The organism is Devosia sp. Z11_6 (assembly GCF_058133665.1).
In genome coordinates, this window is record NZ_JBYUNQ010000004.1 from 94,177 (window position 1) to 116,799 (window position 22,623).

A 22,623-nucleotide genomic window follows, 5' to 3' on the forward strand; every position below is an offset into this window, starting at 1 on the left:
GCAAAGCTGCAGCAACTCTGCAGCCAATTGTCACGCTCCCGTGATTTTAACTTGTCCCAGCAAGTCCATCCGCTAAGGTCGCCGCCCAAACAAACCGCCGGAATCGGCACTCAACTGGGGCGGACACTTGGAGTTCTGGACACCGGCAAGCTTGTATCTGGCAGTTGGGGCGCCCGCCCTGGCCGCACTCCTGGCGCCGCTGCTCGTGCGCTGGATGGGGGGAGCGGCCGGCTGGCTGCTGGCCCTGGTGCCTGCCGGCGTGTTCGTGCTGCTGTTGGGCGGGCTCGAAGCCGTGGCGGCCGGTCTGCCACTGCGCCAAGGCTTTGACTGGGTGCCGACCCTGGGGCTGCGCCTGTCCTTTGCGCTGGATGGGCTGAGCCTGTTGTTCAGCCTCACCATTGCGGCGGTGGGCACGCTGGTGGTGCTGTATTCCGGCGCTTATCTCAACGGGCATCCCCATCAAGGGCGCTTTCTCGCCTTTATCCTTGTTTTCATGTCGGCCATGCTCGGCGTGGTGCTCGCGGATTCCACGCTGGCGCTGTTCGCCTTTTGGGAGCTGACCTCGGTCACCTCTTTCCTTTTGATCGGGTTCGATCATCGGCGCGAGGCGGCGCGGCGGGCGGCCATCCAGGCACTGGTGATCACCAATATTGGCGGGCTAGCGCTGCTGGTCGGCGTGCTGCTGCTGTGGCAGGCGACGGGCAGCTGGGAGCTGAGCGCGCTGGCCGGAACGGATATTCGCGGGCATGGGCTCTATGGCGCAATCCTGGGCTGTATCCTTCTGGCCGCCTTCACCAAATCGGCGCAGTTCCCGTTCCACTTCTGGCTGCCCAATGCCATGGAAGCGCCAACGCCGGTGTCGGCTTTCCTGCATTCGGCAACCATGGTCCAGGCCGGCGTTTATCTGCTGGCGCGCCTGTCCCCGACCTTGGGCGACACCCCGATCTGGACCTTGCTGCTGATCGTTTTTGGCGGCTTGACCCTGCTTTGGGGCGCTTTTGGCGCCTTGCGGCAAACCGATCTCAAGCAGATGCTGGCCCAATCCACCATCGCGTCGCTCGGGCTACTGGTGCTGTTGATCGGCATCGGCAACGAGGCGGCGATCTCAGCCATGGTGATCTATTTCTTCGCCCATGCCTGCTACAAGGCCGGCCTCTTCATGGTCGCCGGCGCGGTGGACCATGGCACCGGCACCCGCAATCTGCCCGCGCTAGGTGGCCTTGCCGACCAGATGCCGGTGAGCTTTATCGGCGCGGCGCTGGCGGCCCTGTCCATGATCGGCCTGCCGCTGACGCTGGGCTTTTTCGGCAAGGAAGAAATGTATCTGGCCCTGTTCACCCCACGGCTCGACTCGCTGCTGGTGTTGGTGGTGCTGATCCTGGGCAATGCACTGCTGGCCGGCGTCGCCATGGTGGTGATGATCAAGCCGTTTCTCGGGCCGCTCTTGCCCACGCCCAAATCGCCCCATGAGGCACCCATTGCCATGCTGGCTGGCCCCATTCTGCTGGGCGGGGTGGCCATTTTGGGCGCAGTGGCGGTGGAATGGCTGGGCCATGACATCGTCGCACCCGCGGCGAGCACTATCCTGGGCGAACCGGCGCTGAGCCATCTGGGGCTCGCCATCGATCTGCGCAGCCCCATCGTGTGGTTGTCCATCCTGACCTGGGGACTGGGCGTCGCCGTGTATTGGCAGGCCGCCACCATCCGAACCGTGCTGCGGCGCGGCGGGCGGGCGATGGGCTGGACCGCCGACCATGTGTTCGACCACGCCATGTTTGGCCTGATCCGCTTCGCGGCCGACGTCACCCGCTTCTTCCATCACGGCCGGCTTGAGGTTTACCTGCTGGTCGTGTTTGCCAGCCTGGCCCTCGTATTGCTGGTGCCGGTGATCGGCCTGGGTGGGCTCGATGTTCTGGGTTCATGGGCGCAGGGCAATTGGCCCGCCAATCTGCAGCCGACCATGCCCTATCTGCATGAATGGGTGGTGCTGGCGCTGGCGGTGACCGGGCTGGGCGCGGTGCTGCTCGCCCCCAGTCGGCTGGTCGCCATCCTGGCGCTGGGCATCCAGGGCACGGCCGTAGCGCTGCTTTATCTGCTGTTCGGCGCGCCCGACCTCGCCTTTACCCAATTCATGGTGGAAGTGCTTTCGGTCGTGATCCTCACCCTCGTGATGACGCGGCTGCGGCTCGATGAGCGCGATCACCGCCCGCTCGGGGAGGCGCTGCGCGATGGCGCGGTGGCGCTGGCCTGCGCTGTTGGCGTGAGCCTGACGCTGCTGTTGGTGCTGACCGGCACGCTCGACCCCACGCTCAGCGATTTCTTCACCGCCACCAGCGTGCCGATCGCGCATGGGCACAACATCGTCAACGTGATCCTGGTCGATTATCGCGGCTTTGATACGCTAGGCGAAATCTCGGTGCTGATGGCGACCGGCATTGCCATTCTGGCGCTGATCCGCGGCACGGCCAAGGCCGGCAGCGGCGCCAAGCGCCGGGCCGCCAAACCCGTTGAAGACGGCCTGGAGGGCGAGGCATGAACACCGTTATCTTCCGCACCACCGCCCCGGTGGTGATTGCCGTCATGCTGGTGTTTTCGGTGTTTATTTGCCTGCGCGGGCATAACGAGCCGGGCGGCGGCTTTATCGGTGGGCTGATCGCGGCTTCCGCCATCGCCATTTATGGCATGGCTGCGGGCGTGGACCGGGTGCGGCGCGCCATGCGGATCGATCCGCTGGCACTGGCGGGCGCTGGCGTTCTGCTTGCCGCGGGCACGGGCGTGCTGTCGCTGTTTACCGGTTCACCCTTCATGACCAGCATCTGGTACGAGCTCAACCTGGGGGAATCGTCCGTGGCTCTTTCCACCCCGATGTTCTTTGATATCGGCGTGTATCTGGTGGTTTTTGGCAGTGTTTCGGCCATCGCCCTGGCCCTGGAAGCCGGTCGGGAGGAGGACCTCTGATGAATTTCTTTCTTGCCGTGCTTGTTGGCGTTTTCGTCGGTTGCGGCGTTTATCTGCTGCTGTCCCAATCGGTGATCCGCATGCTGCTGGGCCTGACCGTGCTGGGGAACGGCATTAACCTCTTGATCTTCACCGCCGGCCGGCTGACCCGCGAAGTGGCGCCCATCGTGCCGCCCGGCCTCGATGTGCCGGTCGGGCCGATTGCCAATCCGCTGCCCCAGGCGCTGATCCTGACCGCCATTGTCATCAGCTTTGCCATGTTCAGCTTTCTTCTCGTGCTGGCTTTCCGCGCCTATCAGACGCTGGACGCGGACAACACCAACACCATGCGCCTGGCCGAACCGCCCGGGGCGCCCCAGCCGCCGTTGAGTTATTGAGATGGCAGAGCCTTTTTCCCTGATGATCGGGATGACGCCCGCCAGCGAATGGCTGGTGGTGCTGCCCCTGGTGCTGGCGCTGATGGGCTCGGCATTCCTGCTTGTGCTGCGCCGGGCACCCGGCGCGCCGGCGATTGCCGCCATGCTGGTGGTGATCGGCATCATAGTCTGCGAGATCACCTTGATCGCGCGCATCCTGCGCGAAGGGCCGGTCAGCATGACCATGGGTGGCTGGCAGCCCCCATTTGGCATCAGTTTTACCGCCGACCTGCTTGGTGCCGGCTTTGCCCTCGCAGCCGCGATCGTCGCCCTGATCGTGCTGGTTTATGCCGAAGCGGAGCGAGATCCCGGCGAAGGCGCTCGCGATGGCTTTCACGCTCTGGTGCTGTTGCTGCTTGGCGGGGTGACCGGTTCCTTCCTGACCGGGGACCTGTTCAATCTTTATGTGTGGTTCGAGGTGATGCTGATCGCATCCTTCGGGCTGCTGGTGCTGGGCGGCAAGCCGCTGCAGCTCGACGCCGCAGTGAAATACGGCTTTCTCAACATCATGGCGGCGAGCTTTTTCTTGCTCGCGCTGGGGCTGTTGAACGGCCTGCTCGGCACGCTCAACATGGCCGACATCATCGGCGAGGCGCCGGGCGCGAACCCGGCGGCGATGACGGCGGTGGCGGCCTTGCTGATGCTGGCCTTTGCCATCAAGGGCGCGGCCTTTCCGGTCAATGCCTGGTTGCCGGCGTCCTATCATGCGCCCTCGGCCGCAGTATCGGCGCTGTTGGGCGGCTTGTTGACCAAGGTGGGCGTTTTTGCCCTGTTGCGCACCATGATCGTGCTGCTGCCCGGCAGCTATGGCTTGCTGCAGCCCTTGCTTGCCACCGCGGCGATCGCGAGCCTGATCTTGGGGCCGCTTGGCGCCATTGCTGAAACCAATCTGCGCCGCGCCATCGGCTTCATGCTGATTGGTGGCATTGGCGCGGTGCTGGCCGGCATCGCCATGCCAACCCCCGAAGGCATTGCCGGTGCCGGGCTTTATATCTTCCACGCCATCTTCACCCTCACGGGACTGTACCTGGTGGCGGGCATGATCGAGCGCCGTACCGGGCAAACCGATACGCGCCAAATGGGTGGGCTTTATGCAGCCTCGACCCCCATGTCGATCCTGTTCTTATTGCTGGTGCTGGCCGTTGCCGGCGTGCCGCCGCTGCTGGGCTTCTGGCCCAAATTGCTGCTGCTGCAGGCCGCAACGGCGGGGTTCGAGGGCGGAGTTGATCCGGCGCGGCTGCTGTTGATGCTTGCCCTGCTGGGCAATGCGGTGCTGACGCTTATTGCGGGCACCCGGATCTGGGCGCATGTGTTCTGGCGCGGCGGCTGGGAAGGGGCGGGTTCCGAGCACCAGAATGCGCCGCTTGTGATAGTGCCTCGCCGCTCGAGCCTGCTGACCTTTGGAGCCACTGGCGCCCTGGTGGTGCTCGTGGTTGCGGCCGGGCTTTGGCCCAATCCACTGCTCGACGCGGCGCGGATCGGGGTAGCCGACATGATTGATCCGCAACGCTATATCGCGGCGGTGGAACTCGCGGGAGAAGCACCATGAAGCTGCCACTGCTGGTGATCGTCCTGGCGCTGCTTTGGCTGGCCATAACCGGCAATTTCAGTGGTGCCAATCTGGTGTTTGGCGCCCTGATTGCCGCGGGCGCCATGTTCCTGCTGCGCGACTCGGTGGCGCCGCCTCGCGCGCTCAAGCGCCTGCGGCGGATCGTCTCGCTGGCGGTCCTGTTCGTGTATGAACTCAATCTCAGCGCCATCCGCGTGGCTATTCTGGTGCTGACGCCTGACCTGAAATCGGCGCTCCGCCCGGCGGTGGTTGCGGTGCCGCTCAAGGTCAAGAGCGATGCCGAGATCACCCTTCTGGCCAATCTCATCACCCTGACGCCGGGCACGCTGAGCATCGATCTGTCGCCCGACCGCAGCCATCTCTATGTGCATGCGCTGTCGGTATCCGACCCGCAGGCAGTGATCGACGATATCGCTTCGGGCTTTGAAGCGCGCATCCGCAAGGTGTTCCAATGATGCCGGCAACCGAGTTCCTGGCCCATGCCACTACGGCGGCGCTGGTGCTGCAGGCTGCAGCCTTGTTGTTGTCGGTGGTGCGGATCATCATCGGGCCGACCCTGGCCGATCGGGTGCTGGCGCTTGATCTCTTGACGGTGGTGGCGCTGGGCTTTGTCAGCATCATTGCCATTCGCACAGGGCTGATGCTGTATCTCGATATTGCTATCGCTCTGGGGCTGCTGGGCTTTCTGGCAACCATCGCCCTGGCGCGCTATCTGCTGGCCCGCCGCAAGGCCACCACCATCGCCGCGGTGGAGAGCAAGCCATGATTGTTGAGCTGGCGCTTTATCTTGCGGCGTTGCTGATGCTGGTGGGGGCGGTGTTCAGCCTCCTCGCCACGATCGGCGTGCTGCGCTTTCCCGATCTGCTGACCCGCATGCATGCCGCCTCCAAGGCGGGGGCGGTTGGTGGTGGCTTGCTGCTGCTGGCCGTGGCGCTGGTGAGCCAGGATGCGGCAGTGGCGCTGCGGGCCATCCTGGGCATCCTGTTCCTGTTGCTGACCACCCCGGTTGCGGCCCATTTGCTGGCGCGCGTCACCTACCAGCCCGCCGAGGAAAGCGGGCAGCAGGTCACTCCTCCCCCGGAGTAGTATGGTAGTAATTGCTCCGAGGCCTTGAGACCGCCCAAATTGTCGCAACAGTTAGGCGGTAGGTATCATTGCGCCTGCGCCTAAAGACGCATAAGTAGACAGTACGGCGGTGAGTTAGGCTCACCCAAAAACAATAACAGAAAGGTTAACAAATGAACGATACCGCTGAGGCGGCGAGCGGCTACGAGACCGATCTAATCGAACTCAGTTCAGATATCGTATCGGCTTACGTCAGTCATAATGCCGTGAGTCCTACTGATCTGACGAAATTGATCTCGGAAGTTCATGGTGCCCTGCGCTTGTTGCAGAGCAACGAAGTACCCGCGCCCCCGCCCGAAGAACTTAAGCCTGCTGTGTCGGTCCGCAAGTCTGTGGCGCCTGACTACATTATTTGTCTTGAAGACGGCAAGAAGTTCAAGTCGCTCAAGCGCCATCTGCGTACCCACTACAATATGTCTCCCGAAGAATATCGCGAGAAGTGGGGTTTGCCTGCAGATTACCCAATGGTCGCGCCGAACTATTCTGCGACCCGCTCCAAGCTCGCCAAAGATAACGGGCTCGGCCGCAAGGCTGTCTAAGCCCAGCTAACCGCTACGACTGGTCGCGTTCGCATCGCTCACGAGCGATTCAGGACGGCGGCTATGATCTGCCCCTCAAACGGCCGCTCCTGGAGCGGCCGTTTGACTTTGGGGGGTTTGTGCGCCCAACTTATCCCCGCCCGGGCTTTACCGATGCAGTATCTAGGAATAAATTCCTTGATGCGCGGAGGTTGCAAGATGTCAGGGCAAACAGCACAACGGACTCAAGGCCGGCCCGACCCCGCGTGCGAGCAGGTGATTGCCTTGGTGGCGCGGCGGAAAAACGTGCCAGACGAACTGCTTACCAGCCGCTCGCGCTGTCGGTTCGCTGCGTCGCGGGCCCGGCAACTGGCCATGTATCTGGCGCATGTAAGCCTGGGGCGCAGTTTGACCCAAGTGGGCGCAGTGTTCGGACGCGATAGGACAACAGTCTCGTATGCTTGCGCGCTGATCGAAGATCTGCGCGATGATCCGCGTTTCGACGACGAGGTCTGCGACCTCGAGCAGCGAATCGCCGGCCTGGTGGTGGGAGCGTCCGCTCATGAGCACTAAGCCACGCGAGGCCAGCGCACCCCGATCGGCGGACCATCCCCTGCAGCGGCTGGGTGCGGGCAAGGATGGCGAAGCCTTTCTCCAGGCTCATCACCTGCTGGCCGCCGAGCGGCTGATGCGGCTGGTGGACCGGGCGCGGCTCACCCCGCGCGTGACCATGTCCTATGATCCGGCGCGAGTGGGTGGGGGCAGAGGTGGGGGCAACGCCGCGCTCGAGATGTCCGATGCGGCCGCGGACGCGCGCAAGCGCCTCGGGCAGATCGCCGGGGCCATGCCCGGCGATTGCTGGGGCGTGGTGATCGATGTGTGCGGCTTCAGCAAGGGGCTGCAAGCCGTGGAAACCGAGCGGCAATGGCCCCGGCGCAGCGCCAAGCTGGTGCTGCGGATTGGGCTCGAGCAGCTCGCGCGGTTGTGGGGCTTGTCGGGCAGTGCCAGCGGGACGGAGCAAAGTCCGGCGCGGGGATGGCTGGCGGAAAGGCTGCCGTTGATCGGGGAGGAGGAGGAGGATACGCCGGCGCGCTAGCTTGCGCTCAGCGCCCGCCCTTCGGAGCGGATGCGGTTGACCATGGCAACGAGCCCATTGGAGCGCTGCATCCCCAGATGCTCGCTCAGCCCGATCTTTTCGAACCAGGAGACCGCATCGGTTTGCGCGACCTCAGCGGCTGGACGGCCCGAATAAAGCGCGATCAGGATCGCCACCAAGCCTTTGGTGATGATGGCATCGGACTGGCCCTTGAAGGTCATGGTGGCAGAATCGCCCCCGCGATTGGCCTCCGACACCAGCCACACATTGGACGCGCAACCCTTGACCTTGTTTTCCGGGGTCTTGTCGGCGTCCGGCATGGGGGGCAGGGCTTGGCCAAGCTCGATAACGTAATTCAGCCGATCCTCCCAGTCGTCAAGGAAGGAAAGGTTTTCGGCAATGTCCTGGAAGGCTTGTGGCTCGCTCATGCCTTTTAACTAGGGTACCGCAAGCGCCTTTTCCAGATGCAATGCGCTAGCTGCGGCGCGGGCGTGGCCGCGGCAGGGGCACGGCGTCGGCCATCGACGGGGCAGGGGCCAGCGCGGGTGGCGTTGCTGGTGCAGAAGCCGCGAGGGCTCCCGACAGCAGTGACTTGCCGCCGGCGCATTCAAGGCTGGTGCAGGTGATTTGTGCGACGCCGTGGGAGGCGGCCTCGCGACCGGCCGCAACAGCCGTGGCTGACAGGTCCGAGCCCATGCGCGCGAGATCGGCACCGGGCTTGATCACCATATAGGCCAGACACAGCCAGAACATTGAGCGCAGCAAGAACATCATGTTTTCCGCGGTTGCCCGAAAGGGCCTGCCTCCGCGCGCCATTAAACCACAGCTGGGGTGATCGATAAGCTTTGATGCAAATGCTGCTTAACAGATTTCCCATGCACACACCTTGTTTACGCTACCGGGAGAAAGCCGCCCCGGATCGGCGCCAAAGCTCCGCGTCACACCGGTCATTTAAGGCGCTCTTAGCTCTTGGGTTGCAGGGTGCAGTCAGTATCCAAGCCAGTGGCGAGCTGCCCCGGCGCGGTGTCCCGGTACCCTTCCCCGGGACCTTAAGTGCGAGTGTAAGTATATGCGTAGCCTCTACTCTTTCGGCGCAAGCAAAGAGATGAGCCTGGCCGTTGCCGGATCCGGGCACCGCCCGGAAATGCTGCGCCGCAAGACCATTGGCGACAATGCCCGGCTGCTGCTGCTGGCCTCGGTGCTGGCCATGCCCTTCGCCGTGTTCTGGCTGGTCGGTGGGCAGGCGCTCCCCTTTGTCGTGGCCGCGATCGGCCTCGGCATTGGCATGGCAACCTTGGCCTTCCATGCCAGCCGCCAATATGAGCAGGCCGCTGCCGGCCAGGTATTCGGCATTCTGGGCGCTGGTCTGATCCTGACCCTGGTCGACCCGATGCTGGTCGATACGGGGCTCACCATTGCCTTGATCGCCCCGGTCCATGCTTCGCTGCTGGCGCGCTCTTCGCTGCGCAAGCTGAGCTGGCTGTTGCTGGCCGGCGTGCTGGCTTGCGGGATGGCGGCTTCAGTGGCCGGCTTTGGTGGCGCCGATGTGCCTCAAACCATGCTGGGGATCGTTTCGGGCCTCGCCTTCATCACTTGCGCCGGGATGGTTGCCTATACCGCCCACGGCATCGGGGCGGCATTCGAGGTTTACGACAAGGCCCAGGTCACTGCTTACCGGCACCTGATCGAGCATGTGCGTGATTCGGTGATTCGCTTTTCGAGCGAGGGCGACGTGCTGCTCGCTTCGCGCTCCTCGGAAACGCTGTTTGGTTGCCGGCGCTATGAACTGAGCGGCGCTTCGCTGAGCGAACGGCTTCATGTGCTGGACCGCCCGATCTACCTCACGGCATTTTCCGACGCCAACAAGGCCGGCAAGTCGCGCGTCGTGGAAGTGCGCATGCGCCAGGACGATCCGGTCGGTGGCACCAAGCTGCCCCGCTATATCTGGGTGGAAGCCAGCTTTTCGCCGGTGCGCGAGGATTTGCCTAGCGAAGGCGGCTATGAAGTTGTGGCGCTGTTCCGCGACATCACGGCTCGCAAGGACAATGAAGTAGCCATGCGCGAAGCCCAGCGAATCGCCGAGGAAGCCTCCACCGCCAAGTCGCGTTTCCTTGCCACGATCGGCCATGAGCTGCGCACGCCGCTCAATGCCGTGGTTGGTTTTTCCGAAATGATGACCAGCGGCATCGGCGGCGAATTGTCGCCTACGCATCGCGAATATGCCGGCCTGATCCACCAGGGCGCGCGGCATCTGCTCGAAGTGGTGCGTATGCTGCTCGACATGAGCAAGCTTGAGGCGGGCAAGTTCGAGCTGCAGACCGAGCCCTTCGTGGCGGCCGATATCATCGAACCCTGCATGCAAATGGTGGAAGCATCGGCGCGCCAGCGGGGCATCAAGATCGTCGCCGATATTGCGCCCAAGCTTCCCGCCCTGGTTGGCGATGAGCGCGCCTGCCGGCAGATCCTGCTGAACCTGCTGTCGAACGCCATCAAGTTCAGCCATGACGGCGGCACCGTCACCGTATCGCTCAAGCGCCAGGGCCAGTGCCTCAATTTGTCGGTCAGCGACACCGGCGTCGGTATGGCGCCCGAGGCCCTGAGCCGGCTGGGTGAAGCCTTCTTCCAGGCCCATGAAGGGCTGACCCGACGCTATGAGGGCACGGGGCTGGGGCTCTCCATCGTCAAGGGTTTGGTGGAATTGCATGAAGGCACGCTGCGGGCACTTTCCGAAATTGGAGCGGGGACAACCGTTACGGTCTTGCTGCCGGTAAACGGTCCGGCAATAAAGGTAGAGGACACTGCCGCCGTAACGCCCCTCCATCGTGAGCCGGTCTCTTCCCCAATCAGTTTATGGCAAGACGAAAAAAGAAAAGCGCAATGACGGCAACGACCATCTCGCGCCTGCCTCTCCTGGCGGGCAGCGCCGTGGCGACCAGTTTGGGTCGCGCGGGGCTCTGGACACTTTCTCGCTATATGCGCGCTCCGCTGGCCTCGACAGGCCTGTTGGCGCTGGTCACCCTGACGGCGCTGGCGGCCAGCAACGCGCTTTATTTCCAGACCAAGCACCATCCTGCGCCGTTCTTTGGCGAAGCGGGCGGCGAGCTGGCCGAGGAGGTGCCTGTGCCGGTGCCAGTCGCAGCACGACCCGAACCGCAACTGCGGGCGATACCCGAATCGGTGCCGCAAACCACGGGCACCGTGTCCCAGCGGGTGGCTGCACCCCAAGTGCCCGACCAGCCGGTGGGCAATGCCGAAGTGTTCGAGCTGCAAAAGCGGCTGGTCGAACTCAAGCTCTTTGACGGGATGGTCGACGGCTACTATGGCCCGCGCACGGCGCGGGCGATTCGCGCCTTTGAAGAACGCAACGGCATGACGCCGACCGGTGCCATGACCCGCGCGGTGATCGAGGCCATTCTCCAGTCCGACAGCAACGGCGTGGCCCCCAAGGTGCAGCCGGCGGCGCAGATGCAGCCCACGCCCGCGCCGGCACCATCGCCGGTGGCCCCCGTGCAGGTTGCTGCGGCACAGCCCCAGCCGCAAACCGGCTTGCCGCCGCTGGCGCCTGTTGCGCCGGTGACGCGGAAGGCCGATCCTGTGGTGACCGCCGCCGCGCAAAGCATCGATTCCATCGTTGCCGCCGCCGACGGTGGCAGCCAGCCTGCGCCCACCGCTGTTGCCGCACCCGCACAGGTGGCGGCCGCCGCCCCCGTGCAGGCCCCGCCCGCCCAGCCCATGCCCGAGCCGATCCAGGTCGCTTCGCTCGAAGAGATCGCGCCGCCTGCGCAATCGGGTTTGGCGGGCAGCGACCCGGCCGACCAGGTGATGGCGGCCACGAGCCTGCCACCAGCCAACAACAAGCAGCTGGTGAGCCAGATCCAGCGCGGGCTCGCGAGCCTTGGGTTTTTCCATGCCCCCATCGACGGGCACCCTGGCGCCGAAACGGCCAAGGCCATCCGCGAATTCGAGAATTTCCACAATTACCGCGTGACCGGACAGGTCAATCCCGACCTGCTCGGCCTGCTGCAAGAAGCGGGCGCTTCGATCTAAGTGGGACCGCTGCGCAGCGATCTATGGTGTGGAGCCTTTGTGCGCCGGCACAATGATCTGGGCCATATCTGCGTAGTGTCGCGCAGGGGCGACCCGATTGCCGGGCAGGTGTTCATCGAGGTGGATCATCTCGATGGCACCGGCTCGCTGTTTACCCCCGCGCCCATGGCCAGCAGAGGCGACGAGGCGGGGCTGGTGTTTCAACGTCGCTTCAGCCGCGTGGAGCCCGCCAAGATCCGCGAGCGCATCGCCCAGGAAGCTCGGTTCGATCCCGATCTGTGGGTGTTGAGCCTTGATCTGCGTGGCGATGATCCCGGGATCGAGATCGTCCCCTAGCTTGCCCGCTTGATGCCGAGGCGCGCGGCGCTTTCGACGGCGCCGTTGACCGCTGACGATTGGCTGGCCGACAGCAAGCGGCGCTGCGATTGCGGCTGGTATTGTGGCTTGTTGAGCTCGAGCAGGTTCACTTCACCGCGCCAGGCACTCATCAGATAAGCCATGGCGTCGGCCGGCACGGTGCTGAAAAGGGTGGCAAAATCACCCAGGGCGCGCGAGCGATCGCTGTCGTGGCTGGTGGCGTGGATGAGCACTTTGAGACCCTCATAGGCCGAGCAGCCGAAGGCACGCAGGATCACGAACAGCGATGCGCCCGTGACGTCATGGGCGATCTGGCCGCAGCGCACTTCATCGAGCCCGGTGATCTGGCTGAGGAGGCGCGTCACTTCCGGGCGGCGGTTTTCGGAAAACAGCTTCATCAGCGCCCGGGTCAGTTCCTGGTTGGCGACCGAGATCTGCTCGATGGTCTTCTTGATCGGCGCCAGCGGAGTGGGTCGGTTGGCAAAGGACTGGATGACCTTGATGCGGTCATCGTCCGACAGATCAAAGAAGGCCGGCGCCAAAAGGCCAGCATCGAAATCCTCGCGCTTGGCGAGGGTTTGGGCGACCACATGGTCCATTTGCGCCGAACGGGCCAGGGCGCTGAGATAAGCGCCGCGCGGCACAATGGCAGTGTTGGCGGCGAGGGCGCGGTAGACCTTGCGCGAATTGAGGCTAAAAAGCTTGGCGAGCGCGGCATTGGACAGATCGTCCCGGCCCGCAAGGATGGCGGCGGCGCCGACATCCCCGTCCGCGATGATCTCGAGAATGGTGTCTTCGGACAGCGCCGGCACCGCTTCGAGAAAGGCCTCCAGGTCGTCCCCGATATGGGCCGTCACGAGCCGCTCAAGGGCAGGGGACAGGAGATCGGCCTTGCCCAGGATGGCGGCGCCCTTGGCACGCGCCTGGGGGCTGGCTGCGGGGAAAAGGCGGCTTGCCAGCGCCTCGAACTGGTCCAGTTCCACCGGGGTGGGCTTGCCGCGGCGGGCATAAGCGTCGCAGGCGGCAATCAGCAGCGTATTGGTGCGCTCGATGCCGCCGTTTTCGACCAGGAGCTGAAAGGTTTCGTAGGGCTGGAAGCCAAGCATGTTCGCGGACCGTCAACTGCTGCTGCGCACAAATCGGGCGTGTTTCCACTTTTGCCCCCAATTCGTTAGCGGACTATTAACCATGATGTTCGCTAAGTGGGCCCAGGCGCGAGGGGCGTTTCGCCGATACAGATTTAGCCGTGCATGCTGCCCCCGCTAGGGACGGGGGAGCCGAACACATTGGAGGCTAGCTTGGGAAAGCTCGTCAAATTCGAACTGCGCGAACGACCAGCGGCGGCGGCGGGCAAACCCTGCGGCAACGCCCAGATTTTGCTGTTTACCGGCGTGCGCTATGAACGCGGCACCACCTGCCCGCCGGCGGACCTGCGCGATCCGTCCCGGCCCAAGCGCCGTCGTGGCTAGCAGCGCCATCGGCAAATTTGGTTGGTCCTGCCTCTTGGTTGCCGCGCTGCTGGGAGGCTGTGCGCCGCGGCCCACGGGCGATTTCGGTCGCGCACGCCCGAGCTATACCCATGACGTGTTGCTGCCCGAAGCGGGAAAGGTTTTGGCCGATGCCCGCGACGAGCCGGTCTCCAGCTTCAACCTTACGGACCAGGAAACGCAGATGCATAACCGCGTCTGGCGGTTCCTCGTGGCGCCCCATGCCAAGGACTGGTTCTTCGATTATGCCACCGAGCTGCAGCGCACGCGCATTGCGGTGGACCTCGACACCCGCTTCGACATCGATCGCTATTACAATTGGCTGCGCCGCACCGAGTACCAATCATCGCGCGTGCGCTACAGCACGGTGGGCCGGCATATCGAGGCCGATCTGGATACGGTGCCCGGCACATTCCTCGCGATCTGCGCGGTGATCGAGGTGGATCGCCAGCGCGCCATTGCTGCGGCGAGCTTGAGCAGTGTCGGGGCGGGGGAGCGGGCCGATGTAGCGGCGCGCAAGGCCGAGAACACGGCGCGGATCAACTGGTTCGTGCGCGCGCTCGATTACCGCTTCCAATCCTACAATTTCGCGCTCAACCAGTTGCTGGTGGAAACACCCCATGAGCAGTCAGTGGAAGTGGATGCGGTGCTGCGCCGGATGGCGGACTTTGTCAGCCGGGCCAAACGCTGGGATTTCTGCGGGGGCGCCGGAGCGCTGATTGTCGGCCGCAGCCAAGGCACGATCCCCTCGCGCTACCAGACCCAGCATATCGACCGGGAAGTGGTGCTGCCCAAATAGGCCAGCCTAGGACGGCGTGCCGCGATTGCCGCACTGCACCTTGGCGAGCTCGGCTTCAAAGCGCGGCCGCATCACGCCATGGGGTGGGGCGAGGCGAATAACGACGAAGAGCTGGTCGGAGGTGGCTTCCACCACCAGCAGCCCTTCGGCGATATCGAGCTGCTGCTGGGCAAGGAGGCGTGTTTGGGCGGCATTGAAGACGCCCAATTCGAGCGTTTGCCCGATGCCATCGCGATTGGTGGTGGCATAGGTCACGACACCAGCGGAATTGAAAATGGCCAGCGACCAGAAGGCGTCGGGCAGCAGGCCGCTCATATAGGCGGGGCCGTCAGCCAGATCGATGCGGCAGATGCCGTAAACCAGCTCGGGATCGAGTTCGAGCGGATTGGGCTGGCCGGCAACGACCGGGGGCAGGATGACGATGCGGTTTTCGGCGCCCAGCGCTTGGAGCCGCGTCCACAAGGTTTCCTCGGCGACAAGCGGCAGGGACAGGATCACCACGATATGGATGATGCCCCCCAGTAGCACGCCCGCTATGGCCCAGATCAGGGTGCGGATCATGTGCATGCCCCCCGCTGGATCGCGGGCATGGTATCGCCGGTGGCACCAAAGCCGGTGAACACGGCAGTGTCGTAGAGCGTCAGCCCCAGGGTGAACGGTCCTTCGCCCGCAAGTTCCAGCCAGTTGCCAGGGGCAAGCGTGGTGCCGACATGGATGCGGAACGAGCCGTCATTTTCGCGCACGATACCGGTGGAGCGCAGCGCCAGCGGGCCATCGGGCACGGCAACATTGATGCCGGCGGGGTCGGTCGCCACGAGGGTCCAGAACGTCGCCTGCGGCGTGCGTCCTTCAATGAGATAGCTGCAGTTGCGCCACAAGGGCTCGCCGGCGCTGTCGACATTGGCGACGAAGTGGAGGCCTTCTGCCTGGCCAAGCTGCAGGGCCGCTTCGCGGGTCAAATGGGCTCTGGTATAGGGATTGGGGTTGGGCGAGCCCACATCGGGCCAGGCCGTCCAGGGGCCGAGCTGGCTGACGGTGAACATGCGCCCATCGGTCAAGGCGTAATAGCTCAGCCCGAAGCCAACCCCCAGGGCGATGACGCACAACAGCAGCAAGCGAAACACAAAGCGCACGGGTCAGCGGCTCGGAACGGGACGTGACGGCATGGACGGCTGAACCTGTGCGGGTCGAAGGACCTGCATGGCTATAGCAATGAGGCCGGGGCGGCGAAAGCGCATAGTGTCGCGTTCCCGGCATTTGATTGCCGGCACCCGCCCGCTACAGCGCCTGGGTGGGAACAGTCGCTGGCGCGGCTGCCTGGTCCGTGACGGGCTGGTTGGCCCGCAGGGTGGAGCCCAGCCGGTCGGCCATATCGATCAGCTTGCGCGCAGCTTCGGGCGTGAGGCTTGGGGGGCGCTGCTCGGGCGGCTCTTCGAGCGCGGCATCGGCATCCGCGATCACCACGTTTTCGGGCGTGAAATCGACGCCAAATACCGGCAGCACCTCGATATTGGTGTGGGCATAAGCCATGAATTTTTGCCAGGCCATAGCGGGCAGGGTGCCGCCGGTGAGGTCATTGGTGGGCCGGTAGTCGTCATTGCCGAACCAGACAGCGGCAACGAAATTGCCGGTAAAGCCGCAGAACCAGGCATCGCGATAGGAGGATGTAGTGCCCGACTTGCCGACGGCGGGAACGCCGGGCACATCGGCGCGACGGCCGGTGCCGCCAGTGACCACGGTGCGCATCATGTGGTTCATGTTGGCCGCAGTGGTTTCGCTCAAGATGCGTTCGCGCGGCGCTTCGGGATCGGCCTCGAACACGACCTCGCCAGTCAGCGTCGACATGCGGGTGATGCCATAAGCGGGGGTCTTGAGCCCGCCGCTGGCCAGCACCGCATAAGAGGAGGTCATGTCGAGCACGGAAACCGAGGCCACGCCCAGGGCCAGCGATCGGGTCACGGGGTAATCGGCACGCAGGCCCATGCGGTGGGACAGGTCGGCAATAGGCTCGCGCCCGGTCTTGATCGAAAGCGTCACCGGCACCGTGTTGAGCGACTGGGCAAAGGCCGATTCCAGCGAGACATTGCCCTTGTAGTTGCGGCCATAATTCTGCGGGCACCAGTCGCCGATGCAGACGGGGCGGTCGGTGATCGTGTCCTTGGGCGTCAGGCCCAGCTGCTCGAAGGCCTCGGCATAAACAAAGATCTTGTAGGCGGAGCCGGGCTGGCGCGTGGAGACAATGGCGCGGTTGAACTGTGACTTGCCGTAATCGGTGCCGCCCACCATGGCGCGAATGGCGCCATTGGTGTCGGTAACGACCATCGCCGCCTGATCGACGTCATATTGCTCGCCATTTTCGCGCACCACCGAGGTGACCGCTTCCTCCGCGTATTTCTGCAAAGTGGTGTCGATCGTGGTGCGGACGATGAAATTGTTGGAGGTGTGGTTGGACGCTTCGATCAGGCGCTTGGCTTCTTCAAAGGCCCAATCGAGGAAGTAATTGGGCGAGTTGATGTCCTCGCTGCGATCGATCGGCGCGGCGGGGTGGCGGCGGGCCGCGGTGACCTGCCCTTCGGTCAGGAAACTGGAGGCCACGAGATTGGTCAGCACCAGATTGGCGCGACCGCGCGCGGCGGCCAAATCCACATGCGGGGCATAGCGGGTAGGAGCCTTGAACATGCCCGAAAGCATTGCGGCTTCGGCGAGGGTGATATCCTGCACCCGCTTGCCGAAATAATATTCGGAAGCCGCCGTCACGCCGAAATTGCCGCCGCCCATATAGGCGCGGTCGAAATAAAGCTTGAGGATCTCGTCCTTGGTATAGTGCCACTCGAGCCAGAGGGCGAGATAGGCCTCGATGATCTTGCGCTCGAGCGTGCGCTCAGAGGACAGGAACAGGTTCTTGGCGAGCTGCTGGGTGATGGACGAGCCGCCCTGGGTGGAGTTTTCGCCCGCGGCATTGCTGACCAGGGCGCGCAGTGTGCCCACGATATCTATGCCGAAATGCTCGTAAAAGCGCCGGTCCTCGGTCGCGAGGGTCGCCTTGATCAGATAGTCCGGCATATCAGCGAGAGCCACGGAATCGTCCGAGCGGATGCCGCGGCGACCGATTTCGTTGCCGAAACGGTCCTGGAAGATCACCGAGTAGTCCTCGGCCTTGTTGTATTCACCCGAAGCGGTGGCATTGAAGGCGGGCAGCGCGAGGGCTGTCATCAGCACGGCGCCAATGGCACCAAAACTGAAGGCGTCCGAAAGGATCTCGACAAAGAAGCGCTTGATGCCCGCGACATGGAAAATGGACATGAAGTCCTGGAAGCGCGTATAGCCGCGCCCCAGCCAGTGCCAGAATTCATAGAGCGAGGAATCCAGCCAAGCATCGGCGGCGAGCATGCCACCCTTGGTGCGACGCTTCTGCTTGGTGTAGAATGGATCGGACAAGAGGCAACCCCAACTGGCTCACGCAGTGTTGTCCGCCTTTGCACCGCAAGGCAACACAATCGCTGGAATATGATTGCGTCGCCGCGCCCGCAAGGGCAAACCCGCAACACGCTCAACCAAGCACTAGATCGCATGGCCTTCTGGGAAGAAAAAACGCTCGCAGAAATGAACGACGCCGAGTGGGAAGCCCTCTGCGACGGGTGCGGTCGTTGCTGTTTGATCAAGCTGGAGGATGAAGACAGCGGGCTGTTGATAACCTCCGATGTGCGCTGCCAGCTGCTCGATGGCGACAGCTGCGCCTGCACCAATTATCCCGGCCGGCAAGCCGTGGTGCCCGACTGCATCAAGCTGACGCCCACCAATGTCACCGAGATCAAGTGGATCCCCACGACCTGCGCTTATCGGCGGCTGGCCGAGGGCAAGGGTCTGGCCTGGTGGCATCCGCTGATTTCGGGCGATCCGCAGACCGTGGTGGATGTGGGCGTCTCAGTGAAGGGTCGCACCTTTGACGAGCGCTCGGTGGCGCCCGACGAATGGGAAGAACATGCGGTGGACTGGCCCGAATGGGAGCCGCCGGAAAGCCTTTAACGCTCTATTCACCATACTGGCTGACCCTGCCTTAACCATGACTGGTGCAACAAGGCGGCAGTTCAACTGGGTACGGAGCCGGGCATGACCGACCTTCTTTCTGGCGGGGATACAGGGTTTTACTGGGACCGCGTGCGCGTGGCCCTCGAGAGCCTGACGCGAGCATGGTCGCAAGCCTCGGCGAAACAAGGCAGCAAGCTCGTCACTTTGTCCCGCCCGGCGGTCGACCAGCAGGCCGAGGCGGCCCTGCACTGGGCCTGGCGATCCGCACAGCGTGCAGGCGGGCCGGTGAGCCTGCTCCTGCTGGCGATCGACCGCAAGGACGATTTTCTGGCCGCTTATGGCCCCGCAGCCGCCGAAAACTGTGCCTTGCTGGTGGGCGAGGCAATCAGCTCCGCCTTGCCGCAGGGCGAGATCGGTTTCCTGCGCTTTGGACCCAATGAATTTCTGGTGCTGCTGCCCGGCGTTGAGCGGCGCGCGGCCCGCAAGCTGGCGCGCCATCTGGTTGGTGCCGTGCGCGCCTGCCGGTTGAATCACAAGGAAAGCCATGCCGGCGTGGTGACCACCAGCGTCGGGCTGGTGAGTGCGGCGCCGGAGCATTGGCCGGCAAGCGAAGTGCTGCGCCGGGCCGCCAACGGCTTGCACAAGGCGCAACGCGGCGGCCTGGCGCGAATTGCGGTGGCCGAGTTGCGCGCTTTGTCGCGGCGTGCGGCATAGGGGAGGGTTCCCCTCGGCCCGCTAAGCCCTTAAGGAAGCCGTCCCCGCTTTTCCCCCCGCGCTCGGCTTTCGGTTATTTTCCAATGATACACGCTTGTGGCCTCGATTTTGGCACGTCCAACTCGACTTTTGCGCGGGTGGACGCGAACGGCGTGCCGCATCTGTTGCCGCTCGAAGGCGCCAACGAAACCATCCCCAGCGTGCTGTTCTTCCCGTTCGACGACGAGCCGGTGCAGTTCGGGCGGGCGGCAGTGGCGCAATATGTCTCGGGCGCCGAAGGGCGGCTGATGCGCTCGCTGAAGAGTGTGCTGGGCACCAGCCTTTTTGCCGAAAAAACGCGTATCAAGGCCCGCAGCATGGGGTTCGACGAGATCCTTGGGATCTTTATCGCCGAGCTCAAGCGGCGCGCCGAACTGGCGCTGGGCGAACCGGTCGAGCAGGTGGTGCTGGGCCGGCCGGTGCAGTTTGTCGATGACGATCCGGTGGCGGACCGCCAAGCGCAGGACCAGCTGGAAGCCGCCGCGCGGGCGCAGGGTTTTGCCGAGATCGCGTTCCAGTTCGAACCCATTGCCGCCGCCCTCGACTTTGAGCGCGGCGTCGTGCGCGAGCAGCTGGCGCTGATCGTCGATCTGGGCGGCGGTACCTCGGACTTTTCGCTGGTGCGGGTCGGGCCCGAACGGGCGCGGCGGGCCGAGCGGGGCGACGATATTCTGGCGACCGGCGGCGTGCATCTCGGCGGCACCGATTTCGACCGCTTGCTGGCCGTCGCCAAGGTCATGCCCCATCTGGGTTTGGGCACGCAAACCAAGGATGGCAAGCGCTTCCTGCCGGTGGCGCCCTATCATGAACTGGCGACCTGGCACCGGATCAACCGGCTGTACACCACCCAAAGCCTGCGCGACCTGCGCGGCACGGCCCGCGAAGCGCGCGAGCCAGAAAAGGTCGAGGCGCTGATCGGGGTGGTCGAGGACCGGCTGGGGCACCAATTGGTAGGGGCGGTGGAAGCGGCCAAGATCGCGCTCTCGAGCGAGCCCGAAACGCGGTTCAGCTTTCCCGTGCGCGACCGACGGATCGAAACCGAGATTGGTAGCAGTGAGCTATTCGATATTCTTAATGGTTCGGCTGAGCGGCTCGAAGCGGCGATTGCCGAAGTGCTGCGCCGCGCCGGTGTAGGGGCGAGGGCGATAGATAGTTTGATCCTGACGGGCGGCTCAACGCAGGTGCCCGCCATTGCCGGACGGCTGGAAGCGCTGTTTCCGGAGGCGGAACTGGTGCGCACCAATGTGCTGGGCAGTGTGGGACTGGGCCTGGCGCTCGATGCTGCGCGCCGGTTCGGCCCGGCGCGCTGACGCCTCACGCCAACAACTTATCCCCGCGTGACGGTGCCGTGCTATGTTTAGGGCATGATCAGAAAAGTGGGTGAAACGGAGGGCGGCGACGGCGGCTTCAGGCCGAACGGATCGCCTGCCAGCGCCGCATCCGCTTTTCACTGGAATCGACCAGGGCGGCAGGATAATGCCCGCGGATCTGGGTGTTGAAGAATTTTCCGCGCGAGGGGGCCTCGGCAAAGGCCGCGAAGACCTCAGCGGGCACATCGGCATATTTATAGCGCCGTCCCTCGGGGCCGAACCACACCGATAGCTCCCTCAGCTCGGGCTTGTAGTGGATATGGCGAATGGCGGACGACATCGGAGCCTCCCGGGGCCTGTGTGTTCCGCACGAGTGAATCCAGCGAGGATTCAAGCCGTTCCGCACAAAAGTTAAGATCGATTCACAAATGAGTCATTGATGGATGAACCAAGCACGGCAGCCCTGCCGGGCCTCGAGATCGACTGGCCGGCGGTGCGGATCGATTACGAGGAACTGGCGCTCACCCGCAACGCGATCTGCCGCAAGCATGGCGTGCCCATGGCGCAGCTTCTGGAGCGGGCCTGGAAGTCGCGCTGGGAGCGGCCCGATGGCGAGGTGACCGACCGCAATATCCTGATCAACAAGCTTCTGGCGCTGCTGGAAGCCCAACTCGACGGACTGGAGCAAAGCATAGGTGGCGGCGTGGACAAGGAAGTCAATGTGCTGGGCGGTCTCGCGAAAAACCTCAAGGAATTAATCGCCATGCAAAAGGCCGAACGCGCCGGCAAGGTGGACGACGCCGAAACGCGCGAAATGCAGGACCTCAGACGCAAGCTGGCCAAGCGCATCGATGCTCTCACCAAAGGCTGAGCTGCAAAAAGCCGCGGCCAAGCTGGGCGACGTTTCGACGAGGAAGCTGTTGCTGGACTGGCCGGCCTGGGCGCGGACGGCGCAATTGCCCCCTGATGGCGAATGGACGACCTGGCTGCTGCTGGGTGGGCGAGGTTCGGGCAAGACGCGGGCCGGCGCCGAATGGGTCAAGCAACTGGCGCAAAGTGGGGTGTCTCCCATTGCGCTGGTGGGTGAAACCATCACCGAAGCCATGGCGGTGATGGTGAAGGGGGAAAGTGGGCTCTTGGCCGTGCATGCCCGGGCCGAGCGGCCAACCCTCAAGGGCACGGTGCTCACTTGGCCCAATGGCAGCGAGGCACATCTGATGTCCGCCTCCGACCCTGATCGGTTTCGTGGGCCGCAATGGGCGGCGGCCTGGTGCGACGAGATCGCGAAATGGCCCGATGCGGAAGCGGCCTGGGACATGCTGCAGTTCGGCTTGCGGCTGGGCGACTGGCCGCGCCAATTGGCGACAACCACGCCCAAGCCGACGCGGCTGTTGAAACGCCTGCTGGCTGATCCGCTCACGGTGGTGACACGGATGCGGACCGCGGAAAATGCCCCGCACTTGGCCCCGCAATTCCTGAGCGCGGTGGTGGGGCGCTACGAAGGCTCGGTGCTGGGACGCCAGGAGCTGGATGGCGAGATGATCGAGGACTTGCCCGATGCGCTCTGGCAACGCAGCATGTTCCGCTCCTATGACGGGCAGCCACCCAGCCGCGTGATCGTGGCAGTGGATCCGCCGGTGACCGGCACGGCCCGCTCGGATGCCTGCGGCATCGTGGTGGCGGGGCAGGTGGGCGAGGGGGCGGTGGTGTTGGCCGACCATACAGTCAAGGCTGCGGCGCCCTTGGTCTGGGCCCGGCGGGCAGTGGCGGCCTACGAAGCCAGCCGAGCCGACGCCATCCTGGTCGAGGTCAACCAGGGCGGCGATCTCGTGCGCTCGGTGCTGGCGCAGGTCGACCCGCTGGTGCCGGTGCGCGAAGTGCGCGCGAGCCGGGGCAAGTGGCTGCGCGCGGAACCCGTGGCCGCGCTTTATGGAAGGGGGCTCGTCAGTCATGCCAAGGGGCTGGACGCGCTCGAGGACGAGATGTGTGCCTTTGGCGCCGATGGGCGCAGCAACGGCCATTCGCCCGATCGGGTGGATGCGCTGGTGTGGGCGCTCACCGAATTGCTGCTCGCCGAAGGGGTGCGGCCACGGATACGCGGTTTGTAGGTTGATTGTTGCGGACCATTAGCCAGCCCGCGCGGGAGGTACGACGCTGT

Annotated in this window: 27 protein-coding genes; 20 read left to right on the forward strand and 7 right to left on the reverse strand. The window is 64.2% G+C overall.

The window, feature by feature from the left end; all coding sequences use genetic code 11:
- The first annotated feature begins 214 nt into the window (after positions 1–214).
- The 10 genes from mbhE (at position 215) to AC3YMN_RS12725 (ending at position 7,683) form a co-directional block, all read left to right on the forward strand.
- Positions 215–2,536 (forward strand): hydrogen gas-evolving membrane-bound hydrogenase subunit E, encoded by a 2,322-nt coding sequence (gene mbhE, locus AC3YMN_RS12680; protein ID WP_489890540.1) that lies wholly within the window; start codon positions 215–217, stop codon positions 2,534–2,536.
- Complete coding sequence (locus AC3YMN_RS12685; RefSeq protein ID WP_127752350.1) at positions 2,533–2,958, forward strand: Na+/H+ antiporter subunit B; 426 nt, start codon at positions 2,533–2,535, stop codon at positions 2,956–2,958. The genes mbhE and AC3YMN_RS12685 overlap by 4 nt, the downstream gene beginning before the upstream one ends.
- Positions 2,958–3,335 (forward strand): Na+/H+ antiporter subunit C, encoded by a 378-nt coding sequence (locus tag AC3YMN_RS12690; RefSeq protein WP_489890286.1) that lies wholly within the window; start codon positions 2,958–2,960, stop codon positions 3,333–3,335. The genes AC3YMN_RS12685 and AC3YMN_RS12690 overlap by 1 nt, the downstream gene beginning before the upstream one ends.
- A gap of 1 nt (position 3,336) precedes the next feature.
- Positions 3,337–4,923, forward strand: a complete 1,587-nt coding sequence (locus AC3YMN_RS12695) for a proton-conducting transporter transmembrane domain-containing protein (protein ID WP_489890287.1) — start codon at positions 3,337–3,339, stop codon at positions 4,921–4,923.
- Positions 4,920–5,399 (forward strand): Na+/H+ antiporter subunit E, encoded by a 480-nt coding sequence (locus tag AC3YMN_RS12700; RefSeq protein ID WP_489890288.1) that lies wholly within the window; start codon positions 4,920–4,922, stop codon positions 5,397–5,399. The genes AC3YMN_RS12695 and AC3YMN_RS12700 overlap by 4 nt, the downstream gene beginning before the upstream one ends.
- Complete coding sequence (locus AC3YMN_RS12705) at positions 5,396–5,710, forward strand: cation:proton antiporter (RefSeq protein ID WP_127752354.1); 315 nt, start codon at positions 5,396–5,398, stop codon at positions 5,708–5,710. Before AC3YMN_RS12700 ends, AC3YMN_RS12705 begins: the two co-directional genes overlap by 4 nt.
- Entirely contained in the window at positions 5,707–6,030 is a 324-nt protein-coding gene (gene mnhG / locus AC3YMN_RS12710) for a monovalent cation/H(+) antiporter subunit G (RefSeq protein ID WP_127752355.1), read from the forward strand. The genes AC3YMN_RS12705 and mnhG overlap by 4 nt, the downstream gene beginning before the upstream one ends.
- Positions 6,031–6,182: 152 nt before the next feature.
- Complete coding sequence (locus AC3YMN_RS12715; RefSeq protein ID WP_127752356.1) at positions 6,183–6,608, forward strand: Ros/MucR family transcriptional regulator; 426 nt, start codon at positions 6,183–6,185, stop codon at positions 6,606–6,608.
- A gap of 198 nt (positions 6,609–6,806) precedes the next feature.
- The gene (locus AC3YMN_RS12720; protein WP_172122735.1) at positions 6,807–7,160 is read left to right on the forward strand and encodes a helix-turn-helix domain-containing protein; all 354 of its coding nucleotides are present in this window, start codon (positions 6,807–6,809) and stop codon (positions 7,158–7,160) included.
- Positions 7,150–7,683, forward strand: coding sequence for a DUF6456 domain-containing protein (locus AC3YMN_RS12725; protein ID WP_489890289.1), 534 nt, complete (start codon positions 7,150–7,152; stop codon positions 7,681–7,683). The genes AC3YMN_RS12720 and AC3YMN_RS12725 overlap by 11 nt, the downstream gene beginning before the upstream one ends.
- Here the strand turns inward: AC3YMN_RS12725 and AC3YMN_RS12730 are convergent.
- On the reverse strand, positions 7,680–8,111 hold the full coding sequence (locus AC3YMN_RS12730; protein WP_127752359.1) for a SufE family protein: 432 nt from the start codon (positions 8,109–8,111) through the stop codon (positions 7,680–7,682). The genes AC3YMN_RS12725 and AC3YMN_RS12730 overlap by 4 nt on opposite strands.
- Before the next feature lie 46 nt (positions 8,112–8,157).
- On the reverse strand, positions 8,158–8,454 hold the full coding sequence (locus tag AC3YMN_RS12735; protein ID WP_489890290.1) for a hypothetical protein: 297 nt from the start codon (positions 8,452–8,454) through the stop codon (positions 8,158–8,160).
- Between the two features lie 334 nt (positions 8,455–8,788).
- Between AC3YMN_RS12735 and AC3YMN_RS12740 the strand changes: the two genes are divergently transcribed.
- The 3 genes from AC3YMN_RS12740 to AC3YMN_RS12750 are packed head-to-tail and all read left to right on the forward strand — an operon-like array spanning position 8,789 to position 12,066.
- Positions 8,789–10,564 (forward strand): PAS domain-containing sensor histidine kinase, encoded by a 1,776-nt coding sequence (locus AC3YMN_RS12740; RefSeq protein ID WP_489890291.1) that lies wholly within the window; start codon positions 8,789–8,791, stop codon positions 10,562–10,564.
- Positions 10,561–11,730 (forward strand): peptidoglycan-binding domain-containing protein, encoded by a 1,170-nt coding sequence (locus AC3YMN_RS12745; RefSeq protein ID WP_489890292.1) that lies wholly within the window; start codon positions 10,561–10,563, stop codon positions 11,728–11,730. The genes AC3YMN_RS12740 and AC3YMN_RS12745 overlap by 4 nt, the downstream gene beginning before the upstream one ends.
- On the forward strand, positions 11,731–12,066 hold the full coding sequence (locus tag AC3YMN_RS12750; protein ID WP_127752363.1) for a DUF1491 family protein: 336 nt from the start codon (positions 11,731–11,733) through the stop codon (positions 12,064–12,066).
- Here AC3YMN_RS12750 and AC3YMN_RS12755 read toward each other — a convergent pair.
- On the reverse strand, positions 12,063–13,193 hold the full coding sequence (locus tag AC3YMN_RS12755; RefSeq protein WP_489890293.1) for a DUF2336 domain-containing protein: 1,131 nt from the start codon (positions 13,191–13,193) through the stop codon (positions 12,063–12,065). The two genes, AC3YMN_RS12750 and AC3YMN_RS12755, sit on opposite strands and share 4 nt — an antisense overlap.
- Positions 13,194–13,385: 192 nt before the next feature.
- Between AC3YMN_RS12755 and AC3YMN_RS12760 the strand changes: the two genes are divergently transcribed.
- Together AC3YMN_RS12760 and AC3YMN_RS12765 are read left to right on the forward strand one after the other, a co-directional pair.
- The gene (locus tag AC3YMN_RS12760) at positions 13,386–13,556 is read left to right on the forward strand and encodes a hypothetical protein (protein WP_164854748.1); all 171 of its coding nucleotides are present in this window, start codon (positions 13,386–13,388) and stop codon (positions 13,554–13,556) included.
- A complete protein-coding gene (locus AC3YMN_RS12765) occupies positions 13,549–14,373 on the forward strand; it encodes a hypothetical protein (RefSeq protein ID WP_489890294.1) in 825 nt (274 codons plus the stop codon). The genes AC3YMN_RS12760 and AC3YMN_RS12765 overlap by 8 nt, the downstream gene beginning before the upstream one ends.
- Positions 14,374–14,379: 6 nt before the next feature.
- On the opposite strand, the gene AC3YMN_RS12770 is transcribed toward AC3YMN_RS12765, so the two are convergent.
- The 3 genes from AC3YMN_RS12770 to AC3YMN_RS12780 form a co-directional block, all read right to left on the reverse strand.
- Positions 14,380–14,934: a DUF1254 domain-containing protein gene (locus tag AC3YMN_RS12770; RefSeq protein WP_172122744.1), complete on the reverse strand. Its 555-nt coding sequence runs from the start codon at positions 14,932–14,934 to the stop codon at positions 14,380–14,382.
- On the reverse strand, positions 14,931–15,506 hold the full coding sequence (locus AC3YMN_RS12775) for a DUF1214 domain-containing protein (RefSeq protein ID WP_127752367.1): 576 nt from the start codon (positions 15,504–15,506) through the stop codon (positions 14,931–14,933). Before AC3YMN_RS12775 ends, AC3YMN_RS12770 begins: the two co-directional genes overlap by 4 nt.
- Before the next feature lie 145 nt (positions 15,507–15,651).
- A complete protein-coding gene (locus AC3YMN_RS12780; protein ID WP_127752368.1) occupies positions 15,652–17,811 on the reverse strand; it encodes a transglycosylase domain-containing protein in 2,160 nt (719 codons plus the stop codon).
- 69 nt (positions 17,812–17,880) lie between these two features.
- Between AC3YMN_RS12780 and AC3YMN_RS12785 the strand changes: the two genes are divergently transcribed.
- The 3 genes from AC3YMN_RS12785 to AC3YMN_RS12795 all read left to right on the forward strand — a co-directional run bounded on the left by AC3YMN_RS12785 (position 17,881) and on the right by AC3YMN_RS12795 (position 20,465).
- The gene (locus AC3YMN_RS12785) at positions 17,881–18,399 is read left to right on the forward strand and encodes a YcgN family cysteine cluster protein (protein WP_489890295.1); all 519 of its coding nucleotides are present in this window, start codon (positions 17,881–17,883) and stop codon (positions 18,397–18,399) included.
- A gap of 84 nt (positions 18,400–18,483) precedes the next feature.
- Positions 18,484–19,116 carry a GGDEF domain-containing protein gene (locus AC3YMN_RS12790; protein ID WP_489890296.1) on the forward strand — a complete coding sequence of 211 codons (633 nt, stop codon included), beginning with the start codon at positions 18,484–18,486 and terminating at the stop codon, positions 19,114–19,116.
- Between the two features lie 83 nt (positions 19,117–19,199).
- Entirely contained in the window at positions 19,200–20,465 is a 1,266-nt protein-coding gene (locus AC3YMN_RS12795) for an Hsp70 family protein (protein WP_489890297.1), read from the forward strand.
- A gap of 97 nt (positions 20,466–20,562) precedes the next feature.
- On the opposite strand, the gene AC3YMN_RS12800 is transcribed toward AC3YMN_RS12795, so the two are convergent.
- The gene (locus AC3YMN_RS12800; protein WP_489890298.1) at positions 20,563–20,805 is read right to left on the reverse strand and encodes a KTSC domain-containing protein; all 243 of its coding nucleotides are present in this window, start codon (positions 20,803–20,805) and stop codon (positions 20,563–20,565) included.
- Positions 20,806–20,904: 99 nt separating this feature from the next.
- Here AC3YMN_RS12800 and AC3YMN_RS12805 point away from each other — a divergent pair, with 99 nt between their 5' ends.
- Together AC3YMN_RS12805 and AC3YMN_RS12810 are read left to right on the forward strand one after the other, a co-directional pair.
- On the forward strand, positions 20,905–21,336 hold the full coding sequence (locus AC3YMN_RS12805) for a hypothetical protein (RefSeq protein WP_489890299.1): 432 nt from the start codon (positions 20,905–20,907) through the stop codon (positions 21,334–21,336).
- Positions 21,317–22,573, forward strand: a complete 1,257-nt coding sequence (locus AC3YMN_RS12810; protein ID WP_489890300.1) for a DNA-packaging protein — start codon at positions 21,317–21,319, stop codon at positions 22,571–22,573. The genes AC3YMN_RS12805 and AC3YMN_RS12810 overlap by 20 nt, the downstream gene beginning before the upstream one ends.
- Positions 22,574–22,623: the final 50 nt, after the last annotated feature.